Source organism: Pedobacter fastidiosus (assembly GCF_014306625.1).
Lineage (GTDB): Bacteria > Bacteroidota > Bacteroidia > Sphingobacteriales > Sphingobacteriaceae > Pedobacter > Pedobacter fastidiosus.
The window spans coordinates 125,518-151,498 of the sequence record NZ_JACRYL010000003.1; the positions used below are offsets into that span (position 1 = coordinate 125,518).

Annotated in this window: 16 protein-coding genes; 11 read left to right on the forward strand and 5 right to left on the reverse strand. The window is 36.3% G+C overall.

Annotated elements, in window-relative coordinates; translation table 11 throughout:
• Window positions 1-2 precede the first annotated feature (2 nt).
• Window positions 3-1,043, reverse strand: coding sequence for a phenylalanine--tRNA ligase subunit alpha (pheS, locus tag H7U22_RS04215; RefSeq protein WP_187070098.1), 1,041 nt, complete (start codon window positions 1,041-1,043; stop codon window positions 3-5).
• A 145-nt stretch (window positions 1,044-1,188) separates the two neighbouring features.
• The gene (kbl, locus tag H7U22_RS04220; RefSeq protein WP_187070099.1) at window positions 1,189-2,376 is read right to left on the reverse strand and encodes a glycine C-acetyltransferase; all 1,188 of its coding nucleotides are present in this window, start codon (window positions 2,374-2,376) and stop codon (window positions 1,189-1,191) included.
• A 247-nt stretch (window positions 2,377-2,623) separates the two neighbouring features.
• Here kbl and H7U22_RS04225 point away from each other — a divergent pair, with 247 nt between their 5' ends.
• The 11 genes from H7U22_RS04225 (at window position 2,624) to H7U22_RS04275 (ending at window position 23,280) form a co-directional block, all read left to right on the forward strand.
• Window positions 2,624-5,071 (forward strand): DUF5686 and carboxypeptidase regulatory-like domain-containing protein, encoded by a 2,448-nt coding sequence (locus H7U22_RS04225; RefSeq protein WP_187070100.1) that lies wholly within the window; start codon window positions 2,624-2,626, stop codon window positions 5,069-5,071.
• Between the two features lie 120 nt (window positions 5,072-5,191).
• Window positions 5,192-6,139 carry an oxygen-dependent tRNA uridine(34) hydroxylase TrhO gene (gene trhO, locus H7U22_RS04230; RefSeq protein ID WP_187070101.1) on the forward strand — a complete coding sequence of 316 codons (948 nt, stop codon included), beginning with the start codon at window positions 5,192-5,194 and terminating at the stop codon, window positions 6,137-6,139.
• A 158-nt stretch (window positions 6,140-6,297) separates the two neighbouring features.
• A complete protein-coding gene (locus H7U22_RS04235; RefSeq protein WP_187070102.1) occupies window positions 6,298-9,183 on the forward strand; it encodes a ligand-binding sensor domain-containing protein in 2,886 nt (961 codons plus the stop codon).
• 355 nt (window positions 9,184-9,538) lie between these two features.
• Window positions 9,539-12,553 carry a SusC/RagA family TonB-linked outer membrane protein gene (locus H7U22_RS04240; RefSeq protein WP_187070103.1) on the forward strand — a complete coding sequence of 1,005 codons (3,015 nt, stop codon included), beginning with the start codon at window positions 9,539-9,541 and terminating at the stop codon, window positions 12,551-12,553.
• Between the two features lie 11 nt (window positions 12,554-12,564).
• On the forward strand, window positions 12,565-14,049 hold the full coding sequence (locus tag H7U22_RS04245; RefSeq protein ID WP_187070104.1) for a RagB/SusD family nutrient uptake outer membrane protein: 1,485 nt from the start codon (window positions 12,565-12,567) through the stop codon (window positions 14,047-14,049).
• Window positions 14,050-14,066: 17 nt separating this feature from the next.
• Window positions 14,067-14,891 carry a LamG domain-containing protein gene (locus H7U22_RS04250; protein ID WP_187070105.1) on the forward strand — a complete coding sequence of 275 codons (825 nt, stop codon included), beginning with the start codon at window positions 14,067-14,069 and terminating at the stop codon, window positions 14,889-14,891.
• Between the two features lie 72 nt (window positions 14,892-14,963).
• On the forward strand, window positions 14,964-16,631 hold the full coding sequence (locus H7U22_RS04255) for a glucoamylase family protein (RefSeq protein ID WP_248284680.1): 1,668 nt from the start codon (window positions 14,964-14,966) through the stop codon (window positions 16,629-16,631).
• An 18-nt stretch (window positions 16,632-16,649) separates the two neighbouring features.
• Window positions 16,650-18,017 (forward strand): glucoamylase family protein, encoded by a 1,368-nt coding sequence (locus tag H7U22_RS04260; protein ID WP_187070107.1) that lies wholly within the window; start codon window positions 16,650-16,652, stop codon window positions 18,015-18,017.
• Window positions 18,018-18,364: 347 nt separating this feature from the next.
• On the forward strand, window positions 18,365-20,110 hold the full coding sequence (locus tag H7U22_RS04265) for a discoidin domain-containing protein (protein WP_187070108.1): 1,746 nt from the start codon (window positions 18,365-18,367) through the stop codon (window positions 20,108-20,110).
• Between the two features lie 25 nt (window positions 20,111-20,135).
• Complete coding sequence (gene bglX, locus H7U22_RS04270) at window positions 20,136-22,433, forward strand: beta-glucosidase BglX (protein WP_187070109.1); 2,298 nt, start codon at window positions 20,136-20,138, stop codon at window positions 22,431-22,433.
• 67 nt (window positions 22,434-22,500) lie between these two features.
• On the forward strand, window positions 22,501-23,280 hold the full coding sequence (locus H7U22_RS04275) for a carboxylesterase family protein (RefSeq protein ID WP_187070110.1): 780 nt from the start codon (window positions 22,501-22,503) through the stop codon (window positions 23,278-23,280).
• Between the two features lie 50 nt (window positions 23,281-23,330).
• Here H7U22_RS04275 and H7U22_RS04280 read toward each other — a convergent pair whose 3' ends face one another.
• From H7U22_RS04280 to H7U22_RS04290, 3 genes are all read right to left on the reverse strand, one after another.
• A complete protein-coding gene (locus H7U22_RS04280) occupies window positions 23,331-23,906 on the reverse strand; it encodes a transposase (protein ID WP_187070111.1) in 576 nt (191 codons plus the stop codon).
• Window positions 23,907-24,056: 150 nt separating this feature from the next.
• Window positions 24,057-24,785 carry a YebC/PmpR family DNA-binding transcriptional regulator gene (locus tag H7U22_RS04285; protein ID WP_187070112.1) on the reverse strand — a complete coding sequence of 243 codons (729 nt, stop codon included), beginning with the start codon at window positions 24,783-24,785 and terminating at the stop codon, window positions 24,057-24,059.
• Window positions 24,786-24,890: 105 nt separating this feature from the next.
• Complete coding sequence (locus H7U22_RS04290) at window positions 24,891-25,838, reverse strand: NAD-dependent epimerase/dehydratase family protein (protein ID WP_187070113.1); 948 nt, start codon at window positions 25,836-25,838, stop codon at window positions 24,891-24,893.
• Between the last annotated feature and the right edge of the window lie 143 nt (window positions 25,839-25,981).

Consider the following 25,981-nt stretch of genomic DNA (forward strand, 5'->3'; position numbering starts at 1 on the left):
TATTAAATCAAAGCAGATTTATATTGCTTCAAGAAACGAACATCATTTTCAGAGAATAATCGTAAATCTTTAATCACATATTTTAGATTAGCAATACGTTCGATTCCCATTCCAAAGGCAAAACCGCTATATTTTTTAGAATCGATACCGCAGTTTTCCAATACGTTTGGATCTACCATTCCACAGCCCAAAATTTCTACCCAACCACTGTATTTACAAAATTGGCAACCAGAACCATTACAAATGGTGCAAGAGATATCCATTTCTGCAGATGGCTCTGTAAAAGGAAAGTATGAAGGGCGGAAACGTACTTTGGTGCCTTCGCCATAAAGTTCTTGAACGAAATAAAATAATGTCTGTTTTAAATCTGCAAATGATACATTTTCATCCACATACAAACCTTCTATTTGATGGAAAAAGCAGTGCGCTCTTGCCGATATTGCTTCGTTGCGATAAACGCGACCAGGCATTATTGCTCTAAATGGTGGTTTCCCTTGTTCCATCATTCGAACCTGTACAGAAGAGGTATGGGTACGCAAAGCGATATCACCTTTTTCCCCACCCTTTTTAATGAAGAATGTATCTTGCATATCTCTAGCAGGATGTTCTTCAGGGAAATTTAAAGCAGAGAAGTTGTGCCAATCATCCTCAATTTCTGGACCTTCTTCTACATTGAAACCAAGTTTGGCAAAAATTTCTACAATTTCACGGCGAACTAAAGCTAAAGGATGGCGTGAACCTATTTCAAAACCTTCTCCGGGCAATGTCATATCTAACTGTAAATCATCAGATTTAACATTAGCACGCTCTGTAGATTCTTTTAACGTAAGATATTTTGATTCGGCAAGTTGTTTAAATTCATTTAAAACTTTACCCAAAGATTTTTTTTCTTCAACAGAAACAGATTTAAAATCATCAAAAATTTCTTTAATAATTCCTTTGCTTCCTAAATACTTAATTCGGAACTGTTCTAATTCGTCTGCTTTTTCAGTTACAAAAGCATTAATTTTTTCAGTGTATTGTGTTATTTTATCTTGTAACATGGCTTCAAATATACAGCTAATTTTCTAAAATTTTTAGGGTTGTTCGGTTCAAATAATCTATTTAAATGTAATTATTGCACAAAATGAACTCAAAACAATAAAAGCCACCACTGGCAGCTTTTATATATTCTAAACAGGAGTATTTTTAAATTACGCCAAGTTCTTTTCCAACTTTAGTAAACGCTGCAATTGCTTTATCTAAATGATGTTGCTCATGTGCAGCCGATAATTGAACTCTAATTCTTGCCTTTCCTTGAGGAACAACCGGATAGAAAAATCCAATTACATAAATCCCTTCTTCAAGCATTTTAGCAGCAAAGCTTTGAGCAATCTTCGCATCATAAAGCATAACTGGAACAATTGGGTGGAAACCTGGCTTAATATCGAAACCAGCTTCAGTCATTTTTTCGCGGAAGTATTTTGTATTGCTTTCTAACTTATCTCTTAATGAAGTCGTTTCGCTCAACATATCTAACACTGAGATAGATGCACCAGCAATTGCAGGTGCTAAAGTATTCGAGAATAAATATGGACGAGAACGTTGGCGAAGCATATCAATAATTTCTTTTTTACCTGATGTAAATCCTCCTGACGCACCACCTAAAGCCTTACCCAAAGTTCCGGTAATAATATCTATTCTGTCGATTACATTGAAATGCTCATGTGTTCCGCGACCAGTTTTACCAATAAAACCAGAGCAATGCGATTCATCAATCATCACCAAGGCTTCGTACTTATCTGCTAAATCGCAAATTTTATCCAAAGGAGCAACTGATCCATCCATAGAAAAAGCTCCATCGGTAACAATGATTCTGTGTCTGCAATCTTTGGCTGCAATTAATTGCTTTTCCAAATCTTCCATATCTGCGTTTTTATAACGGAAACGTTGCGCTTTGCAAAGTCTAACGCCATCAATAATTGATGCATGATTTAACTCATCAGAAATTATCGCATCTTCCGCGTTAAACAAAGGTTCGAAAACACCTCCATTTGCATCAAAAGCAGCTGCGTAAAGAATGGTATCTTCAGTACCTAAAAACTTAGAAATTTTTGCCTCCAAATCTTTATGTACATCTTGTGTACCACAGATAAAACGAACAGAAGACATTCCATAGCCATGATCATCAATCGCTTTTTTTGCAGCTTCGATCACCTTTGGATGAGAAGAAAGACCCAAATAATTGTTAGCGCAAAAGTTGGTAACTTCTGCCCCGCCGCTTACTTTAATATCCGCACCTTGTGGCGTTATAATAATACGTTCGCGTTTAAACAATCCTGCTTTTTCTATCTCTTCTAACTCTTTTTGAAGAGCTGGTTGTAATGTTTTATACATGGCTTTTTGCTAATGGTTGATTTTGCGCCAAAGTTATAAAAAAACTCTTTACAGTCCTAAAAAGCCAACATTTGATAAACGCCTTAAGAACAAACGTTTGATTCGCTATTAATGTAATATCTCTATGTTTTTTGAACTTTAAAATCGACTGAAAATTTATTTTTTTTTCATCTTAACAAACTTTAACACCTACCTATATGTATAGTGTTAAAACTTATTCGATATTTATAGCTTACTAATCACACATATGCTAAGATTCTGCGCACTCATTCTTTTAACATCCATAACTAATTTCGCTTTTGCACAACAATACACAGTTACGGGTACAATAAAAGATTCTGGTGGACAGACCGTTCCATTTGCGTCTGTATATTTAAAAAACACAACTCAAGGCACATCAGCCAATATTGATGGAAAATATTCTATCAGATTAAATAAAGGACAACAAACATTAAGTTTTAGGGCTGTTGGATATAAACAGCAAGAGCATATTATCAACCTTGATGAAGATCAAAACCTTAATGTTACCCTATCTTCAGAAAGTTATACGCTAGATAATGTTACCATTAGAGGGAATGCAGAAGACCCTGCTTATGCAATAATTCGCAAGGCGATAAAAGAACGCAAAAACCATTTAACAGAAGTTAAGGCTTTTGATTGCAATGTTTACATAAAAGGTGTTCAGCGGTTAAAAGGTGCTCCAAAGAAGTTTTTCGGTCAAGATATTCAAAAAGTTTTAGAACTTGATACCAACCGAAAAGGGATCATTTATTTGTCAGAATCGGAAAGCAAGTTTAGTTTCAGACGACCAAATGATGTTCACGAAGAAATGATTTCATCTAAAGTTGCAGGACGAAATAATGCATTCAGTTTTAATAAAGCATCAGATTTAATCATCAATTTTTACGACAATTACCTGTTGGAAAACACTTTAAGTGCGAGGGGATTTATTTCACCAATCGCTGATAATGCACTATTCTATTATAAATATAAACTGCTTGGCGAAACTCAGGAAAATGGAGAAATCATTCATAAAATCGAAGTGATTCCTCGCCGTGAAAACGATCCCGTTTTTAGAGGTATAATTTACATTATGGATGAGAGCTGGAGAATTTACAATACCGATTTATTCTTAACCAAAAATGCAGGAATCAACTTTATTGATACTTTAAACATTAACCAATCTTTTACAAAGGTTAAAGATGTTTACATGCCAACCAACATCAATTTCCAGTTTGCTGGCAATGTTTTGGGCTTTAAGTTTGCCGGTTATTATGTAGGTGTTTATAGCAATTACAATCTAGATCCTAAGTTTCCGAAGAATTTTTTTAACGGCGAAATCCTAAAAATAACCGAAATGGTTAACAAAAAGGATTCCATATACTGGAAAAGCAATCGCCCGATTCCTTTGACAATTGATGAAAAGCTAAACTACGTTAAAAAGGATAGTGTGGCTAAATTGAAAGAATCTAAAAAGTATTTAGATTCAATAGAAAAAGACAATAATAAATTTGGGATTGGAAAATTACTACTTAGAGGATATAGCAAAAACGACCGCTATGATAAGGAGTATTACACATTTGATCCGGTTTTAAGAGCAATATTTTACAACACAGTTGAAGGTTTTGCTATAAAGTATGGCGTAACTTATCGCAAAGATTTTGAAAATAGACGATCGTACAGCATCCGTCCAGAGTTGCGTTACGGTTTTGCAAACCAAAAACTAACAGGAAGTTTAACAGGAAGTTATTACTATGACCCACTGAAACGTGCAAGTATTGGTGCGTCTTTTGGAAATGGAATTTTCGATTTAAACAATCTTGGTTCTATGACTTTACTTGGAAATTCCATCAACTCGTTATTTTATGAAAAGAATTTCCCGAAATACTATGAAAAGAGTTTTTTCAATATTAATACGACTCGAGAATTGGCGAATGGATTGCAAGGAAGTATTAGCGTAGATTATGCAAGAAATCACACGTTAACCAACAGTTCGACTTTTAAATTTATTGATGCCAAGGATCGGGAATTTACCTCCAACAATCCGTTTACGCCAGATTCTGAGACTCCATTATTCCCAACTTATAACTCGTTTAGTGCCACAGCAAGTTTGGTTTATACGATTGGCCAGAAATATATTACCCGCCCCGATGGCAAGTTTTACACGGAATCTAAATTTCCCAAAATTACCGTTTTATACAAGAAAGGTTTTAAAGATGTTTTAAGCAGCGATGTTGATTATGATTTTGTAAAAGCAGAAGTTTATCAAGATAGAATTGGTTTGGGTTTATGGGGATATACCTCTTTCTTGGTGGGTGTAGGAAAATTCTTAAACAATAAATCATTGTATTATCCAGAGTACAAACATTTTTCCGGAAACATTTCAACCATCTTCCCACCAAACATTAGGAAATTTCAATATCTAGATTTTTATCAATTTAGCACCAATCAGCAATATTTCGAAGCTCATTTAGAGCATAATTTCGCAGGCTTTTTTATGAATAAAGTTCCGTTGTTGCGTAAAGCAAGATTAGAAGAATTTATAGGTGGAGGTTATTTGTCCTCACCAGAAAAAAGAAACTACAAAGAGTTTTATTTTGGTTTACAGCGATTGGTTTTAAGAGCAAGCTATGGTTTTGCTTATGATGGCGCACGTAAATTAACCCAAGGATTTAGAATTAGTTATGGCTTTTAAGGCCAAAGACTAAAGCTGAAAGACCAAAGCAGGATTAAAGCGTTCTGCTTTGGTCTTTTCAGCTTAAAGCATTATCTTTGCCACGCTTTAAACGCCGTTTGCAACGGTATCAATAGCGTTATGGAAAAATATCAAACACTACTTTATTATTGCTATAGTTACATAGCAAACGCGGAGCAATTTGCAACCGATCACCTTAAATTTTGTAAATCGCTAAACTTAGTCGGACGCATTATTGTTGCCGATGAAGGTTTAAATGGCACCGTTTCTGGAACAGCCGAGGCTTGTAAAGCTTACATGGAAGCCATTCATGCAGATGAAAGATTTGCCAAAACAGAATTTAAAATTGATGATGTGGAAGAACCATCTTTCATAAAAATGCACTGTCGTTATAAATCGGAAATTGTTCACTCTGGTTTAAGAGATACATCGATTATCAACCCAAACGAACAAACAGGAAAGCATTTAGAGCCTATGGATTTCATGAAAATGAAAGATGACGAGGATGTAATTATTCTTGATGTTCGTTCTAATTACGAGCACAATCTTGGCAAATTTAAAAATGCGATAACGCTTGATATTGAGAATTTCCGCGATTTCCCGGAACAGATCAATCAACTTGCCCAATACAGAGACAAAAAAATATTAACCTATTGTACCGGAGGAATTAAGTGCGAGAAAGCATCCGCCCTGCTCTTGCATCACGGCTTCAATGATGTTTATCAGCTACATGGTGGAATAATAAAATATGGAAAAGAAGCTGGAGGAAAAGATTTCGAGGGTAAGTGCTATGTTTTTGATAATCGAATTGCAGTTGATGTTAACGAGGTAAATCCATCAATAGTTTCTGTTTGCTACAACTGTGGCAAAACCACTCCAAAAATGATTAACTGTGCCAATCCAGAGTGTAATGAACACATTACGCAATGCGATGACTGTGGAGATGCCTTAGATGGATGCTGTTCTACTGTTTGTACAACTAACCCAAGAAAACGCCCATATGATGGAACTGGCTATTATGTAAAAGTGCCACAACCAGTTGTTAAAAAAGCGGAAGTTTTATGTTAAGGGTCAATTGTTTATAGTTAATGGTTAATATCTATTGGTTTCAGAATTAGGACATTAGTCAACAATTCATTTTTAACCATTAACTATTGTCTATTAGCTTATATCCACTTTTTTTCATTTACTTTGTTGCAACAATGGCTTAGCCAAATAACCATTCTATGCAAAAAACAGTACTTTTCCTTTTCATATCCCTCATTCTAATATCTTTTAAACTTTCTGCTTCTGATATTAAAAGTATCGGCGTTCCTTATATAGAAAATTATCCAAAAGCAGTTTATGCTTCTGGAAATCAGAATTGGAGCATTGCAAAAGATCAAAATGGGGTAATGTACTTTGGAAATGCTGAAGGTTTGCTCACTTTTGATGGACGTTATTGGCAGAAATATAAAATGCCGAACAGGCAAATTGTTCGATCTGTAGCTACCGATAATAAAGGTCGAATTTACACGGGAAGCTTTGGGGAATTTGGTTATTGGGCAATAAAAGATAATAAACTTGCATACAATTCGCTCACTAATCTTTTACCAAAAGGTGTAACTGTTACCGATGAAGTTTGGAAAATTTATGTAGATAAAGACCGGGTAATCTTTCAATCCTTTTCTAGAATCTTCATTTATAAAAACAATAAAATTGAAATCGTTAAGTCGCCTTCGTCTTTTTTATTTTTGCATAAGGTTTACAACCGATATTTTATTGAGGTTTTAGACAAAGGGCTTTTTGAGCTAAAAGGAAATAAATTAGAGTTTGTACCAAAAAGCGACAAACTCGGCAAAGAGGGTATTTTATCCATTTTACCATATAAAAACGGAGGCTTTATTATTGGTACGAGTAAAAACGGTTTGTTTGTTTACGACGGTAAAGATTTTTTAGCTTTAAATACGCCAGCAAACAACTATTTAAAAACGTATCAGCTAAACAATGGCGTAAGTTTATTGGGTAAATATTATGCTTACGGAACCATTTTAAATGGATTAATCATTATAGATGAAGATGGTCGGATTGTTCAGAAAATCAATAAATCCAGCGGACTCCAAAACAATACAGTTTTAAGTTTATATGCCGATAATGAACAAAATTTGTGGACCGGCTTGGATAACGGAATCGACAGAATTGAATTAAACTCTCCCCTTTATTTCTATTTCGATAAAACGGGGCAATTTGGAACAGTATATTCCAGCATCATTTTTAATGGCAAAATCTATCTCGGAACCAATCAAGGCTTATTTTATAGTGAATGGGCACCTAATAAAGAATTACTATCCTTTAATTTTAAATTGATTCCCAATTCACAAGGCCAAGTTTGGGAATTGGTCATTATAGACAATGAACTGATTTGTGGCCACAACAATGGAACATTTAAAGTGCTTGGAGATAAAATTGAATGGGTTTCTCATTCGAGTGGTGGCTGGACAATTAAGAAGTTAAACTCCAGTCCGAATAATTTAATTCAAGGAACATATACCGGGCTTGCACTCTTTTCAAAATCGCCAGCTTCTGGCTTAAAATTTATTACTAAAATAGGAGGTTTTGATGCGCCATCTCGCTATGTAGAGCAAGACAATAAAGGCGATGTTTGGGTTGCTCATGCCTACAAGGGATTATATAAATTAACTTTGAGCCCAGATTATACAAAAGTAACGAGCACAAAATATTTCGACGAAAAAAACGGACTTCCAGGTAATTACAACATTAATATTTTCAATTTAGAAAATAAAATTGTCTTTTCATCTGACGCTGGATTTTATACTTACGATGAATTGAGCAACAAATTTACAAAGTACGAGGTACTCAATAAAAAACTCGGTTCTTTCTCTACATCAAATAAAATTATAGGTGCGGGCGATAAAAAATACTGGTTTATAGATCATGGTAAGACGGCTTTAGTAAACTTTGCAGAACCCGGAAAAATCGATATTGATTCTAATCAGTTTAGCTTATTGGATGGAAGGATGGTTCAGTATTATGAGAATATAAGTCGGATTAGCAGTTCTATATACTTAATTAGTGTTGATGACGGCTTTGTGATTTACAATACCAGCCAGAATGCAACTTTACCAAACCACAAGCTTCCTTCGGTTTTAATCAGACGAGTAGATGATATTACCGACAAATATTTCACCATTAGTGAAACTGGAAATAGTGGCGATCAAACCGAGATTCGCTATAGCAGAAACAACATCCGGATCTCATTTGCACTTCCATACTACAGACAGGCCAAGGTAAAATACCAATATTATTTAGAAGGCTATTCTAAAGATTGGTCTGATTGGAGCTATGCTACACAAAAGGATTTCACCAATTTAAGTAGTGGCAATTATAAGTTTAAAGTAAGGGCAAAAACTGATGATTCATCTATAAGTGAGGTTACAACTTATGAATTTACGATTTTAAGGCCTTGGTATTTAAATAACTGGGCCATACTCTTCTACCTAATTTTTGCAGTAGTGGCTTTAATAATGGGCAAGAAAATTTATGAGCGAAAACTTCAGAAGGATAGTCAAAAAATTAGCGATCGATTAAAAACTGAGCAAGATGAAATTCTGAAACAGGAAGCTGAAGCAAATGAAAGACAAATTCATAAGCTTCAAACAGAAAAACTTCAGGCAGAGCTGGCCTCAAAAAACAGAGAATTAGCCAACTCTGCAATGACTTTGGTTTATAAAAATGAATTGCTCCAAAAACTGAGTGATGAGATTGCTAAGTTGAAAGATGAAAGTGGCAAGAAATTATCAGAAGATCAAACCCGAAAAATACAAAAGGTTATTAATGACGGAATGAACGATGAGCGAGATTGGCATTTATTCGAAAATAGTTTTAATGAGGCTCATGAAAGCTTCTTCAAAAAACTGAAAGCACAACATCCTGATCTCGTTCCAAACGACCTAAAGCTTTGTGCGTATTTAAGAATGAATATGAGTAGTAAAGAGATGTCTTCCCTATTAAACATTAGCTTAAGAGGCGTAGAAATCCGTCGATATCGCTTGCGCAAAAAGCTAGAAGTACCACACGATAAAAATCTAACCGAATTTTTAATGGAATTGTAAAACTGGGTCGGATTTTTGCAATAATCTATTCTCATGGCAGGTCGGGAACGTTTGCACAAAACCTCAGTTTATTGGTTAACCCTCTAAATTTCAAGTTTAGCTACTACATCATTACCTCTCATAACGTAAAAATTTACCCCACAAATTACTTGGTGTATTTTGTACACCTGTGTACAGGTAATTATTCAGTTACAATTGATAAAACTGCCTTTTTAGCCCAAAATCCCATTTGGTTTTAATTGATGAGATACCCCACTCTTTTAGTTGATGTAATAATGTAGAGGTGAGAACACTTGCACAGATAAAAAAACAACCTCACATTTAACTTAACAATTAAACTAAATTTATAATAAGCATGAAAAGAATCTTTACAAGAATTTCTGTTCTAGCCGGAATTTGTTTACTCGCAATTAACGTAGCATTTGCGCAAAACATTACCGTAAAAGGTAGGGTAACAGATGGTGGCGACAAGTCGACCATTCCTAGCGTAAGCGTGTTAGTAAAGGGAACACAAAATGGCACACAAACAGATGCAACGGGTGCATACAGCATCAACGCTCCGGCGAACGCAACATTGGTATTTACTTACTTAGGTTATGTAACTCAAGAAGTAGCTGTTAATAATCGTACTGCACTTAATGTAGTATTGCAATCATCCTCTCAACAACTAGATCAAGTAGTGGTTGTAGGTTATGGAACGCAAAGAAAAATTGACGTAACAGGATCTGTTGCAACAGTTAAAGGAGAAGAAATCTCAAAGCAAGCATCAACCAATCCAATAAGTGCATTACAGGGTAAAGTTGCTGGCGTATCCATTACAAACAATGGAGCACCTGGTTCATCACCGCAAATTACAATTCGCGGTACGGGAACAATCTACGGAAACACTGGAGTTCTGTATGTTGTGGATGGTGTTTGGTATGATGATGTAAGTTTTTTAAATCCAAGTGATATTGAAAACTTAAGCATTTTAAAAGATGCATCTTCACAGTCGATCTATGGTATTCGTGCAGCTAACGGTGTTGTTTTAATTACAACTAAAAAAGGTAAAACCGGTGATCCAGTTATTACATATAATGGATCGGTTGGCTTTAAAGCTGTAACCAATCAAGTTGAAATGGCGAATGCGACCGAATATGCAACTATTATCAATGAGTTATCGGCTTCAAACGGAGCAAATCCTTTATTTGCTAATCCCGCTTCTTTTGGAACAGGAACTAACTGGTATAATCAGGCATTTAGAAATGCATTGCAAACCAATCATCAGATTTCTGTAAACGGTGGTACTGAAAAAACTACTTATAATTTCTCTTTAGGATATACTAACGAAGATGGTATTGTTAAAACACAAAATTATCAGCGTTACACTGCTAAATTGTCAAACGATTTTCAGGTTTTAAAACCTTTAAAAATTGGTTATACAGTTTCCGGTACATCTATTAATACAAATGATATTGATGGTGGTATCTTTCGTCAATTATATGCAGCTGGCCCTGTAGTTCCAGTTTATTATGCAGATGGAAGCTATGGTGACGCGAATGACTTCAGCCTAGGCGGTGGTAATAATTTTAACCCTCAGGTTACTTTAGATTATTTCAATCAAAAATCTAAAAACTACCGTTTTAATGGTAATGTTTATGCAGAACTAACTGTCGCTAAAAACTTTACCTTCAGAACAAGTGCAGGTGGTGATTTCGGACAGAATGAAGTGCGGGCATATTCACCCGTTTATGCAGCTACCCAAGGACAAAGAACAACCCAAAGTACTTTAAACATTAATAGAACAGAAACTAGAAACTGGATTCTAGAAAATACTTTGACGTACAAAAACACATTTGGAGATCACAACATCACTGTTTTAGCTGGTACAACTGCTCAGAGAAGAAAATCTTATTATATTAATTCAACAGCATTTGATGTTCCTTACACAAGTGATGGAGATTTATATCTTTCATTAGGTACTGCGGCTACCCGTACAGTTGTAGATGGAGGGAGCTTAACAACTTCAGCTTCTTACTTCGGTCGCGTAAATTATTCATTCAAGGATCGTTATTTATTAAACGCAACCATTCGTAGAGATGGAGCATCACAATTTTTTGGTGGTGGAGATCTTTGGGGAAATTTCCCAGCTGTTGGAGCAGGATGGGTAATTAGTAATGAAGAATTTATGAAAGACCAAAAAATCGTAAATTACTTAAAATTAAAAGGATCTTGGGGTAAGGTTGGTAACGCAGGTGTTCCAATTAACCCAACAACTTTAACTGTTGCCCAAGGAGGAAACTTAGTCGCGTTCTTCAATGGCGTAGGTTATACAGGAGCTAATGTAAACTCTTTGGTACCATCATTTTTAAATTGGGAACGAACTACAGGAACAGATCTTGGTATAGAAGCTAGATTTTTGGATAATCGCTTAAGTATTGAAACTGGAGTTTACAACAAAAAAACTGAACAAGCAATTTTCGAAATTCCAATTTTAACTTCAATTGGCACAGCATCAGGAACTTTAATTGGAAATCAAGCAGATTTCCAGAATCGTGGGTTTGAATTCCTAGCTACTTATGCTGATAAATCAAAAAGTGGCTTTAGTTATTCTGTAAGTGCTAATATCGGTATCAATAATAATAAAGTGTTATCAGTTGTAACTGGCCAAAATCCAATTTATGCCGGCGGTGCAGGTATTGCAAATGGTGCATTGGCAACACGCACAATTCAAGGTGGCGCTATTGGTCAATTCTTTGGTTACAAAGTTGCAAGCATTTTTCAAACTGCTGCAGAAGTTGCTTCTTCAGCTCAAACAACTGCTAAACCAGGTGATTTCAGATATGTAGATCAAAATGGTGATGGAATTATTGATGGGAAAGATCGTGTTGTTTTAGGAAATCCTAATCCAAAGTATAGTTATGGTTTGAACACAACATTTGGCTTCAAAAATTTCGATTTAGCTATTGATGTACAAGGTGTTGGTGGTGTTGATGTTTACAATGCAAACGTGGCTTACCGCTTTGGTAATGAGAATTTCAGTAAAGACTTTTATGATAACAGATGGCATGGTGCAGGAACTTCCACAACCTATCCATCTGCTAACGTAGGTTCCACAACAAATGCAGCACCAAACTCATTCTATGTTGAAGACGGTTCATACATTCGTGTAAGAAATATTCAATTAGGCTATGCATTACCTTCAATGTTAATCAACAAATGGAAAATGCAAAAAGTAAGAGTTTTTGTTGATGCTCAAAACGCAATAAACATTTTCGGTTATAAAGGATTTACTCCTGAAATTGGTGGTACACCAACAAATGCAGGAATAGACGCTAGCGTTTATCCTTTATCAGCTACTTATAGATTAGGTCTTCAAGTTACTTTCTAATAAATACAGCAATGAAAATAAATTATAAAAATAATTATATACAAAAGATTGGACTTATTGCTTTATGCTCCGGTCTATTAGTATTACCTGCATGTAAAAAAAGTTTTTTAGATGTAGATCCTCAAGCACAACAACCTGCTGTTACCTTCTGGAAAACTCAAGATGATGCAACTAAAGCAGTAAACTCTATTTATGCTAATTTAAGAAGTTGGGAAAACACTGCTTTCCCTGCCTTAGCGGTAGAAAGTATAGCGGGCGATGATGCTGAAAAAGGAAGTTCGGCTAACGATGCAAGCTATTTAAATGGATTCGATGCCTTTACCGTTACCTCTACTGAAGGTCAGTTACAAGGTTTTTGGACAGGTCAATATCAAAATATCAATCTTTGCAACCAAGTTTTAGACAATATTCCTGCTATTAGCATGGATCCTAATCTTAAATCTCGTTATTTGGCAGAAGCAAAATTTGTTCGTGCATATTCTTATTTTAGATTAGTACGTGCTTTTGGTGATGTACCGTTGCGACTAAACGTACCTAAAGATGCTTCAGAGTTCAATATTCCAAGAACTCCCAAAGCACAAGTTTATGCTGCGATTGAAAAAGATTTAAATGATGCAGCAACCATTTTGCCACAAACATATGCTTCAGTTGATAAAGGTAGAGCTACTAAAGGCGCTGCTTTAGCATTGCATGCAAAAGTTGCTATGTATCAACAGAAATGGGCTGATGTATTGTCACTGACCAATACAGTTATGACAATGGGTTATGGCCTTGTTCCAAACTATGAACAAAGTTTCCGTTTAAATAATGAAAACAGTGTAGAATCTGTATTTGAAATTCAATGTGAAATTATTCAAAGTATTGCAGGCTCAGCTACATCACAGTATAGTCAGGTTCAAGGTGTTAGAGGAAGTGTTGCTGGCTGGGGCTTTAATGTACCTACAGCTGCTTTGGCTGCTGCTTATGAAACAGGCGATGTAAGAAGAGATGCTACGATTATTTTCAGAGGGGAAACAACTCCTGAGGGCGATGCCATTGATCCTAGCGGAGACAACCCGATGTATAATCAAAAATCTTACGTCCCTTTTAGCCTAATCATAACTGGGTTTAATGAAGGTGCACAACAAAATGTAAGAGTTCTACGCTATGCAGATGTTTTATTAATGAACGCTGAGGCTGCCAATGAGCAAGGCAACCCTACTTTGGCTAAAACCTCATTAAATCTCGTTCGAGCACGTGCAAGAGGGGGGGGTTTAAGTGTTTTACCTGATGTTACAACTTCTGATAAAGATGCCTTACGTACAGCTATTTGGAAAGAGAGACAAGTTGAACTGGCAATGGAATCGGATCGTTATTTTGATGTTATTCGTCAGGGCAGAGGTACTGCAGTATTTGGTGCAAAGGGTTGGAAAGCTAACAAAAACGAAGTTTGGCCAATTCCGTCAACTGAAATTGATAAAAGCGCAGGTACTTTAACACAAAACCTAGGTTATTAACAGCTTAATTTAAAAAAATGAAAACAAAATATTTTTTATTGATGGCAACTATAACCATGGGGTTATCATCGTGCCAAAAGGATTTCGATCCATCTAGTTATTCTCCAGCATTAAATATTGGTGGATATACAAGTGCAAAACAGGTAGCACCTAGTAATCTTGCTGCTTATTGGGCTTTTGACGGAAGCTTAATTGATAGTGTATCAAATGGAGGAGGAACCAATACTGGTACTAGTTTTGGTACTGGTATTAAAGGTAAGTCTTTACAAGGAGCGGCAAACAGCTATTTTTTAAGTTCACCATCAACCAAAGTAACTGGTTTGACTAGCTTCACCGTAACGGAATGGATAAATACTCCACCACCATCAACAGGAATTATTGGCTTATTCAGTTTATCCAACAAATCAGAATTCTGGGGGAATCTAGAAGTATTTGTAGAAAATGGTAGTACTAATGAAAATGGAAAACTAAGAATTCATATTAACAAAGGTGGAGACAAAACTTACGCTGCTGATAACATTCTAAATCTTTTTGGAAAATGGACTTCGTTAGCGATTTCTTACGATGCCACTTCAGGAAACATTAAAGTGTACGTAAATGGTTCAAGAGTTAGTGCTGGAACTGTAACGGGTTTATCTGGTCCATTGGCTTTTACCAATTCAGGTAATTTAGTATTTGGAACTGTTCAATTCCAAACCACTCCGAGTCAAACAACTGGCACGACCAAACAAGATTGGGCAAGTTTTTTAACTGGTCAATTAGACGAAGTGAGAATTTACAATAAAGCTTTATCTGATGAAGAGGTTGGATTTTTATCTAAACTTGAAGCAAGAGGAAAATAGACCTTCCTAAATCTTATTAAGGCAATAAACAATTAAAGGGTTGCTGTTTCGGCAACCCTTTTTAACTTCCAAATGATGAGCAAATTTTATTCTTATATTCTAATTCTCTCCGTTTTCATTTTTGCCTGCAAAAAAAGCGATACCCCTACTCCTATTGCCCCAGTTACTCCACCATCATCTTATTCTTTTTCTGATCTGAAAGTAAATGGCACTTATAGTGGCTTTACTTATTATGGTTTAAACAACGTTCCTATTGTTAAAATTACCTTTTCTACACCTATAAACTTAACTTCCGTTAGCGGAAACATTACATTAAATGATGCAAGTGGTACGGCCATTGCATTTACTCCAACTTTAGAGAATAACGATAATACAGTTGTAATTACTCCATCAACCTTAAAACCTATTACAAAATATATTTTAGCCGTTAATACTGGTCTTCTTTCAAAAGCGGGCAATAAACTTCAAACGGCAATAACCGTAAATTTAATTACCGCTGTTGATGATACCGATAAATTCCCCCGCATCACCGACGATGAACTGCTAACCCTAGTTCAAAAGCAAACTTTCAAGTATTTCTGGGATTTTGGCCATCCTAATAGCGGTTTGGCAAGGGAAAGAAACACATCTGGCAACACGGTTACTTCTGGTGGTTCAGGCTTTGGAATCATGGCTTTGGTTACTGGTATTAGTCGCAATTTTATTAGCAGAGCCGATGGGCTTACCCGAATGCAAAAAATTGTTGCCTTTTTAAAAACAGCAGAACGTTTTCATGGTGCCTATCCACATTGGTTGGATGGTAATACTGGAAAAGTAATTCCGTTCAGCACAAAAGATAACGGTGGCGATTTAGTAGAAACTTCTTACCTAATGGCTGGTTTAATTACTGCTCGTCAATATTTTAATGGAGCTGATGCTTCAGAAACGACTTTAAGAAACGACATTAATACCATCTACAATGGCGTAGAATGGAGCTGGTATCGTAAAGATAATAGCAATACTTTGTATTGGCACTGGAGTCCGAACTATAATTGGGACATGAACTTGCCGATTAAAGGTTGGAACGAATGTTTGGTTACTTATGTTATGGCAGCCTCTTCTCCAACTTATTCTATTCCAAAAACAGTTTACGATACAGGTTGGGCACAAAATGGTGCAATGAAAAATGGCAATACGTATTATGGTGTTCAATTGCCACTCGGATCTGCAAATGGAGGCCCATTATTTTTTGCCCACTATTCTTTTATGGGAATTAATCCTACCGGCCTAGTTGATGCTTATGCCAATTACGAAACACAAACAAAAGCGCATACGTTAATTAATTACAATTACTGTAAAGCCAATCCGCTTGGTTTTTATGGATATGGAGAAAATGTTTGGGGTTTAACTGCAAGCGATATTCCGAATGGCTACACAGCAAGTGCACCTGGAAATGATGTAGGTGTAATTGCACCAACGGCAGCCCTTTCATCTATGGCTTATACCCCAACAGAATCGATGCAGGCACTTAAATACTTCTATTACAAATTGGGCAATAAAACTTGGGGGGATTACGGTTTTTACGATGCGTTTTCGTTGCAAGATCAATGGTTTGCATCATCAACTCTTGCAATTGATCAAGGTCCGATAATCGTAATGATAGAAAATTATAGATCTAAATTGATCTGGAACTTATTTATGAGCGCACCTGAAGTAAAAGCAGGCATGAAAAATCTCGGTTTCAGTAGTCCAAATCTCTAACATCCCTTTATACATCCAATGAAAATTACATTCCGACACTTCTGCTTTTTGTTTTTAACCGCTTTAACCTGTTCATCCTGTGCACAAAAAGTTAAGGAAACTTATAATCCCGACTTAACTATAAAGAAAAATCTTTCAGACGATCAGTTATTGGATTTAGTAGAGCAACAAACCTTCCAATATTTTTGGGATGGTGCAGAGCCAACTTCTGGTGCAGCTAGAGAACGCTTCCATGTAGATAATATTTATCCAGATAACGACAAAAGTACAGTTGCAACTGGTGCTACTGGGTTTGGATTAATGTCTATTTTAAGTGGGATAGATCGAGGATACGTGACTAAAAAAGAAGGGCTAGAACGCTTAAACAAAATTCTGGATTTCTTAGCGAAAGCAGATCGTTTTCACGGTGCTTGGTCGCATTGGATTTATGGAGAAACAGCGAAGGTTCATCCTTTCGGAAAGAAAGATAATGGTGGCGATCTTGTAGAAAGCTCTTTCGTGGCTCAATCTCTTATATGCATTAATGCTTATTACAAAAATGGAAATGCTGAAGAAAAAACTTTGGCAAAAAAAGCTGATGAACTTTGGAAAGGCATCGACTTTAATTGGTACCGTAATGGAGATCAAAATGTGCTTTATTGGCATTGGTCGCCAGAATATAAATGGGAAATGAATTTTCCAGTTAAAGGTTACAACGAATGTTTAATCATGTATGTTTTAGCTGCCTCCTCTCCAACGCATACCGTTCCAGCGGAAGTTTATCACCAAGGTTGGGCAAGAAATGGAGCAATTAAAGCCAAATTTGAATTATATGGGCATCCTTTTACTTTAGATTATCAAGGTCAAAAGAATTCCGTCGGACCATTATTTTGGGCACATTATTCTTATTTGGGCTTAAATCCGAAAGGCTTAAAAGATCAGTATGCTGATTATTGGGAAAATAATGTAAATCAAACTTTGGCCATCCATGATTATTGTGTGGCTAATCCAAAAGGCTTTAAAGGTTACGGTGAAAATAACTGGGGTTTAACGGCAAGTTATTCTGTTAAAGGTTACGCAGCACATAATCCTCAAGAAGATTTTGGAGTGATCTCCCCTACCGCAGCCATTTCCTCTCTTCCATATACTCCAAAAGAATCTATGAAAGTGATTAGACATTTATATGAGAATTTAGGCGATAAGGTTTGGGGTAAATATGGTTTTTATGATGCCTTTTCAGAAACTGAAAATTGGTATCCAAAAAGATATTTAGGAATAGATCAAGGCCCAATGGTGGTGATGATCGAAAACCATAGATCTGGATTACTCTGGAAATTATTTATGAGTAATCCTGATGTACAAAAAGGATTAGCAAAATTGGGTTTTGAAAGCCCAGAGATAAAATAAAACCACCCCCTTTAATTCCCCCGCCAGCGGGGGAGATTGGGTGCAAAACTGCAAGCGACTAAATGTTGGTTGCATCAAGCTATCCCCCCTTTGGAGGGGGAAACTAAAGAGTGTGCTTTGAACCAGTGGGTTTTGCTCACCGCCCACTAAATCCCTCTCTTACAGGAGAGGGAGAGCAGAGAAAAAGTTAAAGCAAAAGACTCTGATAGGGTGAGGTAAAAAAAAGATTAACAAAATTGGGATTTGAAAGCCCAGAGATAAATCGTCATTGCGAGGCACGAAGCAATCTTATTTGCGAGTGAGATTGCTTCGTGCCTCGCAATAATGGAAAAATATAATTACAACTAATGAGAAAAACCATACTCACACTTTTCTTCTTAACAACTTTCTTTAGCGTTTTTGCTCAAAAGCAGAGAACCTACTGTAATCCCATAAATGTAGATTACGGCTACACGCCTTTCGAATCTTTTACAGAATGGGGAAAACATCGTGCCACAGCCGATCCTGTTATCGTAAATTACAAAGGCGAATTTCTACTCTTTAGCACCAACCAATGGGGTTATTGGCACAGCTCCGATATGCTGAACTGGAAATTCATAGAGCGTAAATTTCTTCGCCCGTGGAATAAAACCAAGGATGAACTGTGCGCTCCCGGAGTTGGCATTATTGGCGATACGGTTGTTGTTTTCGGAAGTACTTATACTAAAAACTTTACCCTTTGGGGAAGCACAGATCCAATCGGAAACAAATGGTTCCCACTAGTTGATTCGCTAGAAATTGGCGGATGGGATCCATCATTTTTTACCGATGATGATGGCAAATTTTATATGTACAATGGAAGTAGCAATAATTACCCGATGTATGGTGTAGAGTTAGATCGTAAAACTTTTCAACCTAAAGGAACGCGTTCACCCATGTATTTACTTCAAAGTTGGCGGTATGGCTGGCAGCGATTCGGCGAATATATGGACGACACTTTTCTTGATCCTTTTGCTGAAGGCGCTTGGATGACCAAACATAATGGCAAATATTATTTCCAATATGGTGCTCCCGGAACCGAGTTTAGCGGTTATTCGGATGGAGTTGTGGTTGGAACCAAACCGTTGTTTTATGATAGCCCTTCAACACCTCAGTCTGATCCTTTAAGTTACAAAGGCGGTGGCTTTTCGCGAGGTGCTGGTCATGGGGCAACTTTTCAAGACAACAGCAAAAACTATTGGCACATTTCTACAAGCATTATTTGTGTAAAGAATACTTGGGAAAGAAGAATGGGAATTTGGCCGACAGGTTTTGATAAAGATGATGTAATGTGGACGAATACAGCTTTTGGCGATTATCCGCTTTATCTTCCGGCAGAAAGAAAAGAAAATGGCCCTGCTGGTCCAGGTTGGATGTTGATTAACTACAAAAAGCCAGTTACCGTATCTTCTACACTCGGCAGTTTTAATGCCAACAATGCTGTTGATGAAAGTATAAAAACCTATTGGAGCGCAAAAACGGCTAATAATGGCGAATGGATTCAAACCGATTTAGGAAGTTTAGCAACGGTTAACGCAATTCAGATTAACTATGCTGATCAAGATGCTGAATTTATTGGCAAACAGATTGGCATTTTTCATCAATACAAAATTCTTTCCTCGCTTGATGGTAAAAAATGGACTACACTTGTAGATAAAAGTGAGAACAAAACCGATGTTCCTCATGATTATATCGAACTGGCTAAACCTGTAAAAACAAGATTCATCAAAATGGTAAACATCCACATGCCAACTGGCAAATTTGCCATTAGTGGGTTACGTGTTTTCGGCAATGGAAATGGCGAAAAACCATCAGAAGTAAAGAACTTAATTGTGCTGAGAACCGAAAAAGATAAACGGAGTGCTTACATTAAATGGCAACCTGTTGATAATGCCTTTGCCTATAATTTGTATTACGGAACTGCACCAGACAAACTCTATAACTGCATCATGATTCATGATTTTAATGAATATTGGTTTAAGGCAATGGACAGTCAAAAAGCATATTACTTTTCTATAGAAGCGATAAACGAGAATGGAGTTTCAATAAAAACTACTGTAAAAAAAGTTGATTAAATTTTAAAGAATAAACACATATATAATGAATAGAGCGAACATCCTAGTTGTTTTTTTAACAATTCTTGCACTGAACACATCAGCGCAAACCAAAAAACCAGTTTCTGCCGAAGAAGCGAAAATGAATACGTTCATTAATAACTTATTGGCAAAAATGACCGTTGATGAAAAAATCGGACAACTTAATTTACCGAGTTCTGGCGATATAACAACAGGACAGGCAAATAGTAGCGACATTGCCAAGAAAATTAAAGATGGGCAAGTAGGAGGTTTATTTAACATTAAAGGTGTTGAAAAAATTAAAGCTGTTCAAAAAGTAGCAGTAGAGAATAGCAGAATGAAAATTCCATTGTTATTTGGAATGGACGTGATTCATGGTTACAATACTGTTTTTCCTATTCCATTAGGAATGAGTTGTACTTGGGATATGGCCGCTGTTCAAAAATCGGCCCGAGTTGCAGCAATTGAAGCCAGTGCAAGTGGAATTAACTGGACCTTCTCTCCTATGGTAGATATTTCTCGCGATCCACGTTGGGGAAGAATCTCTGAAGGAAGCGGTGAAGATGCTTATCTAGGATCGCAGATTGCAAAAGCAATGGTAAGAGGTTACCAAGGTAAATTACAAGCCAACAATGAGATTTTAGCCTGCGTAAAACATTATGCATTATATGGTGCAGCAGAAGGCGGTAGAGATTACAATACTACCGACATGAGCAAAGTTAGAATGTACAATGAATATCTTCCTCCGTACAAAGCCGCCGTTGATGCAGGTGCAGCAAGTATTATGGCTTCGTTTAACGAAGTTGATGGAATTCCTGCGACTGGGAGCAAATGGTTAATGACAGAAGTGCTTCGTAACCAATGGGGATTTAAAGGTTTTGTTGTAACAGATTATACTGGAATTCCTGAGATGATTGCGCATGGAATGGGCGATTTACAAACAGTATCTGCTTTAGCTTTAAACGCAGGTGTAGATATGGATATGGTTGGAGAAGGTTTTTTAGGCACATTGAAAAAATCTTTATCTGAGAAAAAGGTTACCCTTCAACAAATTGACAATGCCTGTAGATTAATTCTTCAAGCCAAATATAAATTAGGTTTATTCGCAGATCCATATAAATTCTGTGATGCACAAAGGGCAGAAAAAGAAGTTTTCAGTCCTGAGAATCGTCAAATTGCTAGAGAGGTTTCTGCAGAGAGTTTCGTTTTATTAAAGAACGACAACAATATTTTACCACTTAAAAAAACTGGAACAATTGCTTTAATCGGCCCATTGGCAGATAACACTGCGAATATGTACGGTACTTGGAGCGTTGCGGCTTTGTTTGATAAATCGGTTACAGTTTTACAAGGCTTAAAAAATGCTCTGGGTAATGACGCTAAAATTTTAACTGCTCATGGTTCCAACTTCTTGGCAGATTCTGCAATGGAGCATCGCTATGTAAATATCCACAATCCAACTTATGTTCGCGATCCAAGAAGCGAAGCTGATCTGATTAAAGAAGCTTTAAAAGTTGCAGAAAAATCGGATGTGATTGTAGCCACAATTGGTGAAGGCTCTGAATTTACAGGAGAAAGCAGTAGCGTTACCGATATTCAAATTCCTGAAACACAGAAAAATTTATTAAAAGCCTTAGCGAAAACCGGCAAACCAATTGTTTTGGTTTTATTTACGGGTCGCCCATTGGCTTTGAAATGGGAAAATGAAAATATTCCCGCAATCTTAAATGTTTGGTTTCCTGGAAGCGAGGCAGGTAATTCAATCGCCGATGTTCTTTTCGGGAACGTAAATCCTTCAGGGAAATTAAGTACAACTTTCCCTCAAAACGTGGGTCAGGTGCCACTTTATTATGCACACAAAAATACTGGCAGACCTTTAGCAGATGGAAAATGGTTCGAAAAGTTCCGTTCAAATTATTTAGATGTGAGCAACGATCCATTATTCCCATTTGGTTATGGCTTGAGTTACACTTCTTTTAGTTACAGCGATATTAAATTAAGTTCGAATACTTTAACCAAAGGTAAATCCATCACGGCATCGGTTACCTTAACAAATACAGGAAAATACGACGGCAAGGAAGTTGTACAACTTTACACTAGAGATTTAGTGGGAAGCATAACGCGTCCGGTTAAAGAGCTTAAAGGCTTCCAAAAAATTAGCTTAAAAGCTGGCGAAAGCAAACAGATAAGTTTTACCATCTCAGAAAACGACCTTAAATTCTACAATTCGGATTTAAAATTTGTTGCAGAACCTGGTGATTTTAAATTATTTATCGGCACAAACTCGCGTGATGTGAAGGAAACATCGTTTACATTAAAATAAAATATTATTAGGTTGGTTATAAACCCCAGACTGTTGCAAAATAGCTGGGGTTTTTTAATTTTGTTATATGAAGAATATATTTCTAACCATCAATCTTCTTTTTTTCGCTTTCATTTTAAAGGCTCAAGATTTTAAAAAGTACGATAAAGGGAGTTTCATTAAGGGCCAAGATTCTATTTATTATAGAATTCTATTTCCCGAAAATTTTAATCCTGCAGAAAAGTATCCAATCGTTTTCTTTCTGCATGGCAGTGGGGAAAGAGGAAACGACAATGAAAAGCAATTGGTTCATGGTGGAGCTTTATTTCTGAAAGATGATGTGCGCAAAAATTTTCCAGCTATTGTGGTTTTCCCGCAATGCCCTGATAACGATTTTTGGGCAAACATTAATAATGCGAAAGATGAAAGTGGCAAACGAAAAATAACTTTTGTTGAGGGCGGAAAACCTACAAAAGCCATGCATGCACTGGTTAGTATGGTTAAAGATTTCTTAAAAAAACCCTTTGTTAATAAAGAGCAGGTTTACGTAGGTGGCCTTTCTATGGGCGGCATGGGAACATTCGAATTGCTCCGCCGTAAACGAAATACCTTTGCCGCAGCCATTTCCATTTGTGGTGGAGACAATACGAATAACATTAAGAAGTATCAAAAAGTTCCACTATGGATTTTTCACGGAGCAAAAGATGATGTTGTTGATCCAGCCTTTTCGATGGTTATTGCCGAGCGTTTAAAAATCGTTGGTGACGAAGTTAAATTTACACTTTACCCTAATGCGAACCACAACAGTTGGGATAGTACCTTTGCAGAGCCAGAGTTGTTGCCTTGGTTGTTTAGTCATAAGAAATGAAGTTAATATTTCGCGTTGGCAACCTCGTAGGTTTTCAAAACCTACGAGGTTTAAATATCGAATTCCGCTAGTTTATCATAGGATAATTTGACATGCCTATCGAGGTGATATTCAATAAAAAAGGATAATCCACCAAACCACTTGATAACTTCATCTCTGCTTAATACTGTAGGTTTTGAAGATATAATTGTGTTATAAGAAGAATATTTATAATCTCTAAAATCTTTTAAGATTCCGTGTTTTTGAGGATTAGCATGTATGTAATAAATAAGCTCTGTCAAATAGAATTCATCATCTATTTTTATTTTCTTAAATCTTTCTTCAAATAACTTTCCTGTACGATTGTATTTTTTATTATAAGCTTTGGCGTAAGCGTTGAAAAGATTTGAGAAGCTTTGTTCATATTTTACCTTATTATCTTCATTCTCTTTTATTTTTATTAAAAGATGAAAATGATTATTTAAGAGGCAGTAAGTATAAATTTCAGCTATTGGTGAAATATGTTTTTTTAATAATATCAGAAAGTATAGAAAATTCGCATCTTCCTTAAAAATAATTCCGCTATTGTTTCCGCGATTGTAAATATGGTAAAAACATCCATTTTCAAATTGGAGCGTGTTAATCATATTTAAACTTAAAGAAATTGTGAGTTAAATCAAACCTCGTAGGTTTTAAAAACCTACGAGGTTGATAAATCATACTTCTATACATTTAAAACCGCATAAAAAAGGCTTGAAGAAAAATCTTCAAGCCCTAATAACTATTTTCAGCAAGTTTTATTCAGCCATGTTGTGATAAACCGCCTGAACATCATCATCCTCTTCTAATTTATCAATCAGTTTTAAAACGTCTAGCGCTTGCTCTTCTGTAACTTCGTGATGTGATAATGCGATGCGCTCCAATTTAGAACTTTTCAGTTCGATTCCTTTTTCTTCCAAAGCTTTTTGTAAAGGTCCAAAGTTTTCAAAAGTACCCTGAGCAACGGCAATATCGTTTCCTTCTTCATCAGCCTCAACGTATAGTTCTTCCAAACCTGCATCAATCAATTCAAATTCTAATTCTTCCAAATCTAAATTTTCGGCAGGCACAAAACGAAAGATTGATTTACGGTTAAAAACGAAATCCAATGACCCTGTTTTACCAAGAGAGCCGTCTGTTTTATTAAAGTAACTTCTTACATTGGCAACTGTACGATTGGTGTTATCTGTTGCGGTTTCAATTAAAACTGCAACACCATGAGGCGCATAACCTTCATAAACAATCTCTTCATAATTGGCCATAGATTTATCAGAAGCACGTTTTATTGCTGCCTCTACCCTATCTTTTGGCATATTTACCGCCTTAGCATTTTGCATTGCAGTACGTAAACGCGAGTTGGTTTCTGGATGAGGTCCTGCATCCTTTACCGCCATTACAATATCTTTACCTATCCGCGTAAACTGAACCGCCATTTTGGCCCAGCGCTTAAATTTTCTTTCTTTTCTAAATTCGAATGCTCTTCCCATTTTTAGTATCAAGTATTTAGTATCAAGTATCGAGGCAAATAAGCCTAAATATACTTATCCACTTTCTATTTTATTGCAACTGTTGAACTTGCTTTAGTCTTTTAGCTACTTTTTCAAATTATTTAACATATCAACTGTGAGTTTCGATAAATCGAACTCTGGTTTCCAATTCCAATCTTTAGCGGCGTAACTATCATCGATAGAGCGGGGCCAGCTGTTTGCAATTTGCTGACGTGGATCGCTTTCATCTGTGTAAGATAATGTAAAATCTGGAATATGTTTTCTGATTTCTGCTGCTAAAACTTCCGGTGTAAAACTAACTCCACCAAAGTTATAACTGCTTCGAACAGAAATTTGATCGGCAGGCGCATCCATCAATTCGATGGTTCCACGGATGGCGTCATCCATGTACATCATTGGCAATTCTGTACCTGCATTTAAGAAACTCTGATAGCTTCCCTTTTTTAATGCATCGTGAAAAATGTGAATGGCATAATCTGTAGTTCCGCCACCTGGCGCAGCTTTCCAGCTAATTAATCCCGGGTAACGAATACTGCGAACATCTAAACCGTATTTTTGATTATAATATTCGCACCATCTTTCTCCAGCTAATTTACTAATCCCATAAACAGTATTTGGATCCATAATGCAATATTGCGAAGTATTGTCTTTTGGAGAATTTGGACCGAAAACGGCGATAGAACTCGGCCAATAAACCTTTGCTGTTTTATATTCTAGGGCAAGATCGAGCACGTTAAGCAAACCATTCATATTTAAATCCCATGCTAATTTTGGATTTTGCTCTCCTGTTGCGGATAACAATGCTGCCAAAAGATAAACTTGAGTAGGCTTATATTTTTGAAAGATTCCCTTGATCATCTCCTTATCCAAAACGTTTACAAATTCGAATGGAGCCGAGTTTTTAATGTCATAATCTGGCCTACGAATATCGCATGCAACTACATGATCATCGCCATATATTTTACGTAACATAGTAACCAACTCGGTACCGATTTGCCCATTTGAGCCCAAAACAACAATTTTTTCCTGCATAGTATTTTTAGAGAATGAGCAAAGGTAAAAAAATGAGATAAAAAGCAATAAAATATCTACAGGAACTATCTTCTTATTTATTAATCAACTTCCGTATTTATACCGACAAAAGGTGCTAAAACGAATAAAATTATTACATTTAC